Below are 13,499 nucleotides of genomic sequence, written 5' to 3' on the forward strand. Positions count from 1 at the left end.
TAATCAACCGATGTACAGGAACTTTCCAGATATCGATTGCCTTGCTATCATTAGCATTGCTGTTTAGGGGTATATAAATCCAGGCGCAAAAATAACATGAATTTGATGGCTATTATTGTTCGAGTGCTAAGCCGGCTACGGCTTGCGGTTAGTAATTTCAGGGCGAAAGAGCAGAAAAGCTCACGCGCTGCCGAGTCCCCTCCATCTGCCGGTAAAGCAATCCGGCAAAAAAGCAAGTTATTAATATTTGTTTTGTCCCTACTGTTCGGACTGAGTGTGACTCAGGTTTACGCCGCTTACCCACCCAGGCGCGTTGTCCAACAATCTGAAACACCTTCTGAGATGGTTACGGTTGGCCATACGCGAGAGTTTCGCGGCGTGTGGGCAGCAACGGTGGCCAATATTGATTGGCCTTCAAAACCCGGAATGCCGGTGGAACAGCAGAAAGCAGAATTGCTGTCGATCCTGAACCGGATGCAGGCGTTAAACCTGAATGCTTTAGTTTTGCAAGTCAGGCCGGCAGGAGATGCTTTATACGCCTCTCAAATAGAACCTTGGAGTTATTGGCTAACCGGCACCCAAGGGAAAGCGCCGGCACCCTATTATGACCCGCTAGAGTTTGCGATTGCAGAAAGCCACAAGCGCAATATCGAACTTCACGCCTGGTTTAACCCCTACCGCGCCAAGACACCCGACAAATTCTCGCTTGCCGGTAATCACATGGCAAGAGTTTACCCACAATACGCTTACCAGTATGGGGATTTGCTGTGGATGGACCCAGGTGCGAAGCCGGTTCAGGATCGGACTTATGACGTAATCATGGACGTTGTGCGTCGCTATGACGTGGATGGCATTCACCTCGATGATTATTTCTATCCCTATCCGAAAGACGGCATTTCCTTCCCCGACTCTAGAACTTACGGCGCTTACAAAGCAGCCGGTGGCACCTTTTCTCTTGCTGACTGGCGCAGAGACAATGTCAATCAATTGATGCAGCGTCTTTCTACGGGAATTCGCGCCGAGAAACCGCACGTTAAATTTGGCATCAGTCCCTTTGGAATTTACCGGCCCGGACAGCCTGCCGGTATTGTTGGACTCGACCAGTACAATGAACTGTATGCCGACGCTAAGAAATGGTTAGAAGAAGGTTGGGTGGATTATTTAGCCCCACAACTTTACTGGCGCATCGATCCACCCCAGCAAAGTTATCCAGCATTGCTGACATGGTGGACGCAACATAACCCCAAACGCCGCCACATTTATGCCGGTAATTATCTCAGCCAATTGAATGGCGGTAGCTGGACAATTTCTGAGTTTAAACGACAAGTTGAAATTACCCGCAAGATGGCACCGCAACTTTCTTTAGGGAATATCTTTTTCAGCATGAAGGTATTCAAAGAAAATCGGTTCGGTGTCAATGAAGCTTTCCGATCTGCGCTTTATCCTTCGCCGGCATTGCCTCCCGCTATGTCTTGGTTAGATAACGAACCGCCGGCACCTCCAAGTGGAATAACGGTGACTTCTAACTACGTGACATGGGACAAGCCGGCTGCCAATGATATTCGTTCTTGGACACTTTATACCAAGGCCGGTAATACTTGGAAACTGCTGCGAGTCATACCCTCGAACATCACAGCTTTTAAAGTTGAGCGCGGCACTTATGCCCTATCCGCCGTTGATGATACCGCCAACGAAAGTCAGGCAGTTGTCGTCTCCATACGATAAAAAAAACTAGAGGCATGGGGCTAGGGGCTAGGGGAGTTTTGAGCGCAAGAACAGTCTCGTCATCCAATGCCCAATACCCCATGCCCCTACCTTTAGGTTGGCGAAGCCTTGCCCCATGCCCAATGCCCCATGCCCCATTCCCAATGCCCCATTCCCCTCTATTTCTGCCTTTTCCGATCCCAAACTTCTCCAACCCAATAAAAAACAATAATGCCGGCCATGCTGGCAGCGAAATCTAAAAAACTCGCACTGCGATTGGGTAAAGTTGCTTGCAGCGTCTCTTCAAAAGCTGTAAACAAACTAAAGATAAATGGCCCTAGCGGAATTGGATAATTAAAAATCGCCATCATGCGCCGGTTTATCGCACGATGGCTGAGAAAAGAAGCAATCCCGTACAAGCAAAAATGCCCAACCTTGTCAAAAGGCTCCTGCTGAAATAGTGGCAGAGGTAGCCTTCCTAAGTCCGCAAGCAGCATGATTAAAAGCAGGATGGCGAAAAAGCCAAAAAAGGCAATAATCCAGCCAAGATTTGATTTTTTGATTCCGCGAACTTTCATAAGTGCTTAGCCGGCTCACAATAGGGAAAAACAATCTAAACCTGTAGCCGGTTTAGGCATGACTATTTAATTCTTTTTGCAACCATTCATCCACCGGCTGCCCATCTTTACGCCGCAATTCGATATCAACTGCTATCACTTCCTTTGAACCCGGAGGTGCCGGCTTTTGATGAAAAATAATCTCGTAGTCTGCCGGTTCATGATTCCGTTCCCGCAGCCAATCTTGCACCTTCATCGTGGCAAAAAATGACTGCCCTTCGGCAAACATCCGGTTAATCTGCATATGGATAGTAAAGCGTTCAAATCTCGGCATAATCTACTCCTTTTAATTAATTTTAATGACCAAGCGTTGTTTTGTAACGAAAAATCAGCTAAGACATTAACTTTGGCGTCGCATTAGCCTTGTTGCCAAATAGCTATCAAAGATATCGGATAAATATTCCTCCGCAACAGCTTCTTTGACTTCTTCTGAACTAAATTGTTGTCGGATAGCCGCCAATTCACCGGCATCTAACCAAAATCCCCCGCATTTTGGACATTCATCAACTAATACTTGCCGTTTTACACTGAAAAAATGTCGCATCATTATAATAGTTTCACAGCGAGGGCAGTGTCGCTTCTTATTTTGATCAACTTCAATCGCTTTCGTTCTATCAATCGCTAAAAGAATTTCGCCGGCGTTCTCATCTGGCTCATCAACTTTTTTTAGTTCAAAGTTATCGAACCAAATTCCGCCGCACCCGCCTTCGCAGGCATCCACTGTAATATTTCCTGCTACTTTTTGGCTTAAACTTTTACCGCAAGCTGGGCATTTCATATTTTTAACTCCTGATGTTTTGGTTAAACTGAATTTTGAGCTTTTGGCAATATTTAGTTGTTTTTAACGCAGATAAAGGCAGATGAGTTTGACGGTTGAATGCAGTTATAATTTACTTTTAAAATTTTTGCAAGGGGTTGATTTTGTTAAAATAGAAAAATTAATATTTTAATTCTTATAGGGTGGGCAATCTGTGGTAGATCATCACTGAGAGAAATTGCCCACCCTATAAGACTATTGCAAACCTTCAAGCAATTGAGTACGAGCGCTTTCTAAGGCTGCCTTTAATTGGCTCGGATCGCGTCCACCGGCTTGTGCCAAATTCGGACGTCCTCCACCGCCGCCACCGCAAATTTTGGCAATTGTGCCGATAAATTTGCCGGCTTGTAAGCCTTTTTTATTGACATCGGCACCAAAGGCTGAGACTAAACTGACTTTGTCAGATTCGGGGACGGAACCTAACACGACAGCGCCACCGGCACCGAGTTTTTGCTGCAACCTTTCTGCCGCTGTTTTCAGCGCTTCGGCGTCAACATCATCTAGCTGAGCGACAATAAATTTAAACTCACCAACCGACTCAGCTTTGGCTAACAATTGATCAGATTTTGCAATCGCTAATTCTCCTTTAGCGGCTTCCAATTGCTTCTGGGTGTTTTTCAGTTCCGTTTGCAAGCCGGTAATCCGATCCGGGATTTCTTCAGGTTTAACCTTGAAGCGATCACTCAAATCCTTAACAACCTTATCCCGCACATTTAGATATTCTAAAATAGCAGGGCCGGCAACCGCTTCAATTCGTCGCACACCGGATGCAACACCGGCTTCTGAGATAATTTTAAACACCCCAATTTCAGCCGTATTGCTCACATGAGTGCCGCCGCAAAGTTCCATCGAAACGCCTGAATAATCAACCACGCGCACCTCATCGCCATACTTTTCGCCAAACATGGCGGTTGCTCCTTTGGCTTTGGCTTCAGCGAGTGGCATAACTGTTACTTGAGCGCGGTGAGCTTCGGCGATCCAAGTGTTAATTTGCTCCTCGATTTGTTGCAGTTCATCTGCTGTTAAGGAACGCGGACAATTGAAATCAAATCGTAGCCGGTCAAAGTCTACCAAAGAGCCGGCTTGAGAAATCGATTCATCAACAATCTTTTTCAGCGCCGCTTGCAACAAATGCGTTGCTGTATGATTTGCCTGAACCCGACGCCGGCAAGCCCGATCAATTTGTGCTGTCACGGGATCGCCAACTCGTAATACACCCCGTTCAACGCGTCCAAAATGCACAAAGAAATCGGATTCTTTTTTAACATCTTCAATGCGAACCAGCACTTCATCGCCGCTAAGGTAGCCGAGATCGCCAATTTGTCCGCCGGATTCGGCATAGAATGGCGTCTGATCTAAAACGACTTGTACCAAGGTGCCGGCTTCTGCTTCATCAACAGATTTACCGCTGACTAAAATTGCAGTCACATCCGCCTCAGCAACCGGCTGTGCGTAACCGACAAACTCCGTCGCTTGTATGTGTTCTGCCAGCTTATCTAAGGAACCTTGCACCGTTAAATCGATGGTTTCGTGGGCTTCTTTTGCCCGTTCTACCTGCTTCTTCATTTCCACTTCAAAGCCGGCAGCATCAACGGTAATGCCTTGTTCTTCAGCAATTTCTTGCGTCAGTTCTAAGGGGAACCCATAGGTGTCATAAAGGGTAAAGGCATCGACCCCAGAAATTTGTTTAGGCTGTTTTGCCAGAATATCTGCCAGCAATTTTTCGCCGCGTTCCAAAGTTTTGAGGAAGCGAGTTTCTTCCCGTTGCAATTCTGCTTTGATTGCATCTGCCCGTTTGCGAACATTAGGATAAGCAGTTTCAGAAAGCTGAATAGCTGTTTCTGCAATTTTTGGGGTAAATTCACCTTCAATGCCAATCAACCGCCCATGACGCACGACGCGACGAATGAGCCGGCGCAGCACATAACCCCGCCCAATATTAGAGGCGCGAATTTCATCGGCAATCATGTGAACCACTGAACGGACGTGATCCCCAATCACTTTTAAAGAAACTTTGGTTTTCTCGTCTGCTGTGCTGTAGTCAATACCGGCAATTTCAGCAGCCGTTTGAATAATCGGAAAAATCAGGTCGGTTTCGTAATTATTCGGGACTTTCTGGAGGATTTGCGCCATCCGTTCCAGTCCCATGCCGGTGTCAATATTCTGGCTTTGCAGCGGCGTCAGATTGCCTTCTACATCGCGGTTATATTGCATGAACACCAAGTTATAAAACTCGATAAACCGGCTATCGTCTTCTAAATCAATACCGTCATCACCGCGTTCTGGGTGGAAGTCGTAATATATTTCCGAACAAGGGCCACAAGGGCCGGTTGGGCCAGATGTCCAGAAATTATCCTCCTCTCCCATCCGTTTAATTCGAGCTTCTGGGACGCCAATTTTATCGCGCCACAGAGCAAACGCTTCGTCATCTTCCCGAAACACGCTGACGACAAGACGTTCTGCCGGCAACCCAAACACTTTTGTAGACAGTTCCCAACCCCAAGAGATTGCTTGCTCTTTGAAGTAATCCCCAAAGCTGAAATTGCCCAACATCTCAAAGAAAGTGTGGTGTCTTGCCGTGCGTCCCACATTCTCAATATCATTCGTGCGGATACACTTTTGCGAAGTCGTCGCGCGGGGAAATTCCGGCGTTCGCTGCCCCAGAAAAATCGGCTTAAACGGCAGCATTCCGGCGATCGTCAGCAGTACAGTCGGATCTTCCGGCACCAGGGAGGCACTTGGCAGCACTTGGTGCCCCCGTTCGGCAAAGAAGTCGAGGAATTTCTGTCTTATTTCGCTGCCGGTGAGGTTCTGGGGAGAGGAAGGCATAAAAGTTCAAACGCAACAAATAAGGGGTCAACGTTTTATCTATTGTTACATTCACTGTTGAACACAGCTAGTTTTGAGTTGGGGAATTGGGCATGGGGGATGGGGCATTGGGAATTGGGCATGGGTCAAGGCTTCGCCAACCTAAAGGTAGGGGCATGGGGCATGGGATGTTCGATGATAGTTTCCTAGTTGGGCGGGTTGAGGCGATAAATTTGGGTTCAACCTGTACTTGCCCGTTAACTGATTGTCAACCACGTTGAGATCGCCTTGGTAGGCTAGAGGCCGGTTTAAATTTCCTTGCCCTGTGGGGAATTGAGCGGAAATTCTGCCGGTAAAGATTTAAGTTAGGTTGACTAAAAGTTGCCTTTTGTAAACACTCCTAAACTTAAGTAAATAGCCCTTGGCAGTTAGGAAATGCGGTGATAACTTAAGGATAGATACCAAACAGGTAGATGAAACAAATCAAAAACAAGTGTGTGGCGAACGACGCGGTATCTCCTGTCGAAAGCCTTGATGCAGCAGAAGCCCAGCGAGCATAGCAAAAGAAGTGGCGGAACCCTTTTGATAAAGGGAATAAGCCAAACCTAATGTCTGGAAAGATGTGACTGTGCGGAACTGTTGAAGTTGAAGCTGCGAAGTGTAAACCCTAGTAAGTAGACTGTTCTTTTCGGAAAACTAGCTCGTTGAACAATCAAACTTTCGCAATCCCAAGGGTCTAGTCATTGTTGACTAGGCCCTAAACTTTTTCGGGAAGCTTTGAGGGAAAAGTGGGAGAGGGGAGAAAAGTATTGATTGCCCTCATCCCTTATTTGTGTGCTCTTCCCCGGATATCTTAGAAGTAACTTAGAGATCGATCTCCGCCTGCACCACATCTGCGGCACGATTGAGGCGGAAACCAAGTTTTTCACTGACGCGCTGCATTTCCAGATTTTCTGGCAAGATATCAGCACAGATGCGGCTAAGTTTCTCATCACGTCCCACCTGTAGCAACCGGCTCAGTAATTCAGTACCTAAACCCCGATGTTGGTACTTGTCACTAACCAGTAAACCAAACTCAGCCTCATTCGCGCCGTGCAATTTGCTTAAGCGTCCAAAACCAAGAATCTCGCTTTCGCCCGTCTGCGGGTTAGTATACTCAGCAACCAGTGCCATTTCCCGGTCGTAGTCGATAAAGCAAATGCGTGTCAGTCGTTCGTGGGAGACGCGCCGGCTCAACTTCAAAAGGTGGAAATACCGGAAATAAACACTGCGATCACTGAGGGTTTCATGGAATTTAACCACCAGTGGCTCATCTTCCGGACGAATCGGACGAATGATCACCGGCATCCCATCTTTCATTGTCCAGGGTGCCACATATTGCGTCGGATAGGGGCGAATTGCCGGCATCGGAAGTTGGTCTTCCGTTAACTCTGGATCGTGCAGCACAACCCGCGCATCCAAGGCGATCAATCCTGATCCCTTCGTGTGTGGATCGTGGGGAGTTGCCAGCAGCGGATTAATATCAATTTCCTTAATCCAAGGCTGTTCAACCACAAGCTGGCTGAATCGCACCATTAACTGTTCCAGCGCCGCCAAATCAACCGGCTGGCGTCCCCGCACTCCTTTTAAAGCTGTGTAAATTTTCGTTTGTTCCATCATCCGCCGCGCCAGGGTGGTGTTAAGTGGCGGTAGCGCTAGTGCACGATCTTTAAACACTTCCACCAATTGTCCGCCGGTGCCAAATAACAAAACCGGCCCAAATTGGGGATCAAGACTGCTGCCGATAATGATTTCGTAGCCTTCGAGTTTGAGCATCGGCTGAACCGTAACGCCGTGGAAATGCTCAGCACCCACTTTCTCAGTTACCGAAGATTGAATTCCCCGATATGCGCCTCTAACGGTTTCCTCGTCTTGCAACAGCAGCCGCACGCCGCCGACATCCGTTTTATGGGTTATTGTTTCCGAATAGAGCTTCAGAACCACTGGATAGCCAATTTCTTCCGCCAGTTGCACGGCTTCGTCTTCACTCTTGGCAATGCGCGTGTCTACTGTGGGAATTCCGTAGGTAGCGAGTAGTTGCTTCGATTCATACTCGGTGAGAATCGTTCTGCCGGCTTTGCGTGCGCTGTGGATGATATTATCCGCCGTCTGAAGATCGCAACCCTTTTCCCCACAATCTCTTGACATCTCCGGCGTCTCGTACAAACCCCGCAAATTGTAGGTGTAGCGCCACATATAGTTAAAGATATGAGCCGCTGAATCGGGATAAGGCAATGTAAAAATATTGGCGCGGTTGAGAATTGCTTCGCCGGCAGCCACGTCAGCACCTCCCATCCAACTTGCTAAAATTGGCTTCCCGTTGAGTTCCGGTGTAACCAGCTTGAGCTGTTCAGCCGTCTGAGTCGGATCGCTCATGGCTTGCGGTGTGAGAATGGTTAGCAAGCCGTCGCTGTTAGGATCTTGTGCTGCAATTGCAATCGCTTTGGCGTATCGTTCTGGTTCCGCATCCCCCAAAATATCAATCGGGTTGCCGTGACTCCAATGCGTCGGCAGAAACTCATTCAGCGCAGTTATGGTTTCTGGGGATAATTGTGCCAGTTCCCCACCTTCCCCAATTAAAGCATCGGTTGCCAGGACTCCCGGCCCACCGGCATTGGTGAGAATGGTTAAACGCTTGCCTTTGGGACGCGGTTGCTTTGCCAGCACTTCTGCCATATTGAAAAGATCGTCAATGGTGTTGACTCGCAAAACGCCACTGCGCCGGAAGGCGGCATCAAGTACCTCATCACTGCCGGCAAGCGCACCTGTATGAGACGCTGCTGCCTTTGCCGCCGCATCTGTGCGCCCAGATTTAATCACAATAATCGGTTTAGTCAGCGCCACTTCCCGCGCTGCCGAGAGAAATGCTCGCGCATCCCCGATAGACTCCATATATATAACAATGCTTTGCGTCCGCAGATCGTCGCCGAGGTAATAAATTAAATCCCCCCAACCGACATCCAGCATGGAACCAATGGACATAAAAGCACTGAACCCCACATTCTCGCGGAAACTCCAGTCGAGGATCGCGGTGCAGAGTGCGCCACTTTGAGAGATAAACCCAACATTGCCGGGACGCGCCATCACACTGGCGAAGGTGGCGTTTAAGCCGGTTAGCGGACTCATGACGCCCAGACAATTTGGGCCAATAATCCGCATCCGTCCCCGCCGTGCTTCTTTGAGGATTTGCTGTTCGAGTTCGATGCCTTTAGGGCCAATTTCTCGGAAGCCGGCAGAAACAATAATTGCGCCTTTAACGCCGGCATCCACACACTCTTTAATCACGCCCGGTACAGTGGATGCTGGTGTAACGACAACCGCCAGATCGACGGCTTCCGGCACTTCTGCAATCGTTGGATAAGCTTTAATTCCCAGGACACTATGACGTTTGGGATTGACGGGGAAAACAGTCCCCCCAAACGGGTTGCCGATCAAGTTCCACAGGATAGTGCGCCCAACACTTCCCGGTTTTTCAGTTGCACCGATTACCGCAACGGTTTGCGGTGCGAAGATGGCATCAAGGGGTTGACGTTCGTAGCGGAGAACGTCATGGGCAAAATCGGTGGTTGGCTTGATAGGCGTTTGCATCGCTCACTCCTGTTTTACTACCTCAAGCTTACGGGTCGGTTCTTCATGCGAAGGGTGTTCATTCCGTACCTGCAACCAGCCTACCTTTTAGTTTCGGCTTGAGGCTGTTTTTTTCAAGACATCTTTATCTATATCTATATTGCCCACCTGTTCTAAAAGCTTTGCTAACCCCTAGAGATTGCCCCCACTTTCTCATCCATCCGCCTCCCCCTCGCATCTACCCAAGGGTGGTGATTGTTTTGAGCGTTCAATAGGGTGCGCCAAGTTGAGTTCCCCTAACCTGTCACCCGTTCTCTGCAACCGATCAATTTGAGCGATATAACTGTGAAGTTTATATAAAACCTTTGAGATAAATGTAAAGACTTTTTTGAAAGAAAAAATTGACTTCATAAAACTTAATATTACCCACTTTTCTTTGTGACATTCAATACAATATTAATAAGAACTTAATAGGCAAAGCCCCAAAACAGAGGGAATAAAGTTTACACAATTACGCCAATCTCGAATCTGCTTTTTTTAACTGAAAGGAAAAAGTAGTTGTTTTTATAAGCCATTTGCTTATAGAAAGGTTTGATCCCCATCCTGATCTTGAGCAAGCCTAGAAGTAAAGATGCTTAGATTGGCGACTAATTTGTGTCATCATTCACCCAGTCCGGAGCAAGCTTAGTGCTGAAGGTGCAGACTGCATTTAGAGCAATTTGCAACGTTCAAAATTGCTTTATATATCGCTTAAATGACCGTCTCGATCTTGGTTTTGATCGCTGTGTTTTTCAGTGATCTTACTGAGCGAGGCAATCAAATCTACAAACTGGAGTATCTAAATATGAACAATCATAGTAATGCCGGCAACAACGGATATCAGGCCGGTTTGAATTCTAACGCTGAAAAAGATAGCGGGATGTGGGGTTTAGAAGCTTTAGGAATAAAAAACCTCGGCCATGTGTATCGAAACCTGCCGGTGTCGAAGTTGGTAGAACACGCATTGGCGCGTGGGGAAGGCGTTTTAGCCGGCAATGGGGCGTTTTGCGTCAACACCGGCAAATATACAGGTCGTTCCCCCAACGATAAATTTATCGTCGTTGAGCCAAGCAGCCGGGATGAAATTCACTGGAACAAGCTCAACGTTCCCATCTCCGAAGATAATTTTGGCCGGCTATACCGGCGTGTGCTGTCCTACGTCCAAGGACGCGATCTCTATGTTTTCGATGGCTACGTGGGTGCAGATCCGAAATACCGCGTCGGTGTCAGAATTATTAACGAGCTAGCCTCGCAAAATTTATTCGCTCACCAGATGTTCCTCAGACCGACTCCTGAAGAACTCGAACAGCATCACGCTGACTTCACCGTGATTGCAGTTCCCGGCTTGCATGGAGATCCCGAAGAGGATGGCATTAACTCAGAAGCCTTCATCGTCATTCACTTTGCCAAAAAGCTAGTCCTGATCGGGGGTTCCAAGTATGCCGGTGAGATCAAAAAGTCGGTATTCTCCTTGATGAACTACTTCATGACAAAGCGCGACGTGCTGCCCATGCACTGTTCTGCCAATATGGATTCAGAGGGTCACACAGCGTTATTCTTCGGCCTTTCAGGCACCGGCAAAACCACCCTCTCAGCCGATCCCAACCTGCATCTGATTGGAGACGATGAGCATGGCTGGTCAAATGACGGCGTTTTCAACTTTGAAGGCGGCTGCTATGCCAAAACCATTAAACTTTCCCAAGAAAATGAGCCTCAGATTTGGGATGCGATTCGATTTGGGGCGATCATGGAAAACGTCGTCATCGATCCCCACACGCGCACACCGGACTATGATGACGGCAGCTTAACGGAAAATACCAGAGTTGCTTATCCGGTCGAGTATATTCCCAACTGTCTGATCCCCGGCATGGGCGGTCATCCCAAAACCGTGATTTTCTTGACAGCAGATGCGTTTGGGGTGTTGCCGCCGATTGCCAAGCTGACGAAAGAACAGGCGATGTACCATTTCATGTCCGGTTATACCAGCAAACTAGCCGGTACTGAACGCGGAGTCACAGAACCTCAAGCAACGTTCTCAGCGTGTTTTGGCAAACCATTTTTACCACTGTCGGCGGCAGTTTACGCTCAAATGCTTGGCGAAAGACTGGATAAACACGGTGCAGCGGTATATTTAATCAACACCGGCTGGTCAGGTGGGCCTTACGGCGTGGGCAAGCGTATCCCGATTAAATACACACGCGCAATGGTGTCCGCAGCGCTGAACGGACATCTGGATCGCGTCCAGTTCCACCCCCACCCAATCTTTAAGATATGGGTGCCGGCAACGGTTCCAGGGGTTCCCAGCGAGATTTTAGATCCCAGAAATACCTGGAGTGATGGGGCAACTTATGACCGGCAAGCAACTGCCTTAGCAGAGTTGTTTGTGGAAAACTTTAAACAATATAAGAAAGCTTGCCTGGATATTGTCGAGTCGGCTGCCTCCGCCGAGGCGTGTGCGCTGATGGAAGTGTGAAAAATTTTAGATTTCTCCTTCTAAAGCTTTTCTAAAGTTTTCTCCACCCGCCAAACTTCATACAAGCTTTGCCCTGGCTGGCTTTCCCAGCACCAGGGCTTTGTTTTAGCCAAATCAGGGACGGTATGATTCCTCAAGTATCAGATCGAGCAGTAAGCCCCAAGCCGTGCCAAGAAAAGCCGGTTGTGCGTCGCCACATTGGGGGAATGCTGAGTTTCAACGATAGTCGCCAAGAGTTTGCCGGCACTAGCAATGGGAAAAAGTACACATCATTCATACTTTGGAACGGGGTTAGCGGCAGTCGTTGATAGATAGACTTTCTAAGAAAATACCAAAAGGAGCTTTTTTCATGGCAACCGTAAAAGTAGGCATCAATGGATTTGGTCGAATTGGCCGGCTGGTTTTTCGTGCCGGTCTCGACCATCCAGAAATTGAGTTTTGCTGTATTAATGACCTTGTCCCACCAGACTGTCTGGCTTATTTGCTAAAGTACGACTCGACCCACGGCCCTTATAAGGGAACGGTTGAAGCGAAAGAAGATGGCATTGTGGTTAACGGCAAGTTTATCCCGTGTGTGTCGGTGAGAAATCCAGAGGAGTTGCCTTGGGGTAAATATGGTGCAGATTATGTGGTTGAGTCCACCGGCTTATTTACCGATTATGAAGGGGCATCAAAGCATTTGAAAGCCGGTGCAAAACGGGTGGTGATTTCTGCGCCGGTTAAAGCCAAAGAAAAGGAAACCGCAGAACAAGTCCCCACTTTGTTAGTTGGTGTCAACCACGACAAATATGACCCCAGCAAGCATACGGTCGTTTCCAATGCCAGCTGCACCACCAACTGTCTCGCACCGATTGCCAAGGTCATTAATGATAACTTTGGTTTGGTTGAAGGTTTGATGACTACCGTTCACGCCATGACGGCCACCCAGCCAACGGTGGATGGGCCAAGTAAGAAAGATTTCCGAGGCGGACGCGGCGCAGTTCAGAATATCATCCCGGCTTCAACAGGTGCCGCGAAAGCTGTGACGCTGGTGTTACCTGAACTCAAAGGTAAGTTAACCGGCATGGCACTTCGCGTTCCGACTCCCGATGTCTCGGTGGTCGATCTCACCTTTAAAACTGAAAAAGCTACCAGTTACAAAGAAATCTGTGAGGCGATGAAGAAAGCTTCGGAAGGGGAACTGAAGGGAATCTTGGGTTACACCGAAGATGATGTTGTTTCCTCTGACTTTACTACTGATCCGCGTTCCAGTATTTTCGATGCCGGCGCTGGGATTGAGTTAAACTCCAATTTCTTCAAGGTCGTTGCTTGGTACGACAATGAGTGGGGTTATTCTAACCGCATGATTGACTTAATTCTGGCAATGGCAGCGAAAGAGGGGTAAGCTAAAATACATTTAATTTGCTTGATTATTGGCAACTTAAATGCTTAGCAA

At 48.0% G+C, this 13,499-nt stretch carries 10 protein-coding genes; 5 read left to right on the forward strand and 5 right to left on the reverse strand.

Translation table 11 applies throughout. The features are described 5' to 3' along the window. Positions 1-96: 96 nt before the first annotated feature. Positions 97-1,725 (forward strand): family 10 glycosylhydrolase, encoded by a 1,629-nt coding sequence (locus tag H6F73_RS22745; protein WP_190761053.1) that lies wholly within the window; start codon positions 97-99, stop codon positions 1,723-1,725. A gap of 158 nt (positions 1,726-1,883) precedes the next feature. Here the strand turns inward: H6F73_RS22745 and H6F73_RS22755 are convergent, their stop codons facing one another. The 4 genes from H6F73_RS22755 to alaS all read right to left on the reverse strand — a co-directional run bounded on the left by H6F73_RS22755 (position 1,884) and on the right by alaS (position 5,967). Further along, positions 1,884-2,282 (reverse strand): VanZ family protein, encoded by a 399-nt coding sequence (locus H6F73_RS22755; RefSeq protein WP_190761055.1) that lies wholly within the window; start codon positions 2,280-2,282, stop codon positions 1,884-1,886. Positions 2,283-2,334: 52 nt separating this feature from the next. Then, positions 2,335-2,595 carry a hypothetical protein gene (locus H6F73_RS22760; RefSeq protein ID WP_190665726.1) on the reverse strand — a complete coding sequence of 87 codons (261 nt, stop codon included), beginning with the start codon at positions 2,593-2,595 and terminating at the stop codon, positions 2,335-2,337. 66 nt (positions 2,596-2,661) lie between these two features. Continuing rightward, entirely contained in the window at positions 2,662-3,099 is a 438-nt protein-coding gene (locus tag H6F73_RS22765) for a zf-TFIIB domain-containing protein (protein ID WP_190761239.1), read from the reverse strand. Positions 3,100-3,333: 234 nt separating this feature from the next. Continuing rightward, positions 3,334-5,967 (reverse strand): alanine--tRNA ligase, encoded by a 2,634-nt coding sequence (alaS, locus tag H6F73_RS22770; RefSeq protein ID WP_190761056.1) that lies wholly within the window; start codon positions 5,965-5,967, stop codon positions 3,334-3,336. Between the two features lie 57 nt (positions 5,968-6,024). On the opposite strand from alaS, the gene H6F73_RS27115 reads away from it, so the two are divergent. Then, positions 6,025-6,156, forward strand: a complete 132-nt coding sequence (locus tag H6F73_RS27115) for a hypothetical protein (protein WP_277882642.1) — start codon at positions 6,025-6,027, stop codon at positions 6,154-6,156. Between the two features lie 654 nt (positions 6,157-6,810). On the opposite strand, the gene H6F73_RS22775 is transcribed toward H6F73_RS27115, so the two are convergent. Continuing rightward, a complete protein-coding gene (locus H6F73_RS22775; protein WP_190761057.1) occupies positions 6,811-9,573 on the reverse strand; it encodes a bifunctional acetate--CoA ligase family protein/GNAT family N-acetyltransferase in 2,763 nt (920 codons plus the stop codon). A gap of 823 nt (positions 9,574-10,396) precedes the next feature. Between H6F73_RS22775 and pckA the strand changes: the two genes are divergently transcribed. The 3 genes from pckA to gap all read left to right on the forward strand — a co-directional run bounded on the left by pckA (position 10,397) and on the right by gap (position 13,448). Next, positions 10,397-12,064, forward strand: a complete 1,668-nt coding sequence (gene pckA / locus H6F73_RS22780) for a phosphoenolpyruvate carboxykinase (ATP) (RefSeq protein ID WP_190761058.1) — start codon at positions 10,397-10,399, stop codon at positions 12,062-12,064. A 125-nt stretch (positions 12,065-12,189) separates the two neighbouring features. Next, on the forward strand, positions 12,190-12,372 hold the full coding sequence (locus H6F73_RS22785; RefSeq protein WP_190761059.1) for a hypothetical protein: 183 nt from the start codon (positions 12,190-12,192) through the stop codon (positions 12,370-12,372). A gap of 41 nt (positions 12,373-12,413) precedes the next feature. Continuing rightward, positions 12,414-13,448, forward strand: coding sequence for a type I glyceraldehyde-3-phosphate dehydrogenase (gene gap / locus H6F73_RS22790; protein WP_190761060.1), 1,035 nt, complete (start codon positions 12,414-12,416; stop codon positions 13,446-13,448). Positions 13,449-13,499 lie beyond the last annotated feature (51 nt).

Source organism: Microcoleus sp. FACHB-68, from assembly GCF_014695715.1.
Classification (GTDB): domain Bacteria; phylum Cyanobacteriota; class Cyanobacteriia; order Cyanobacteriales; family Oscillatoriaceae; genus FACHB-68.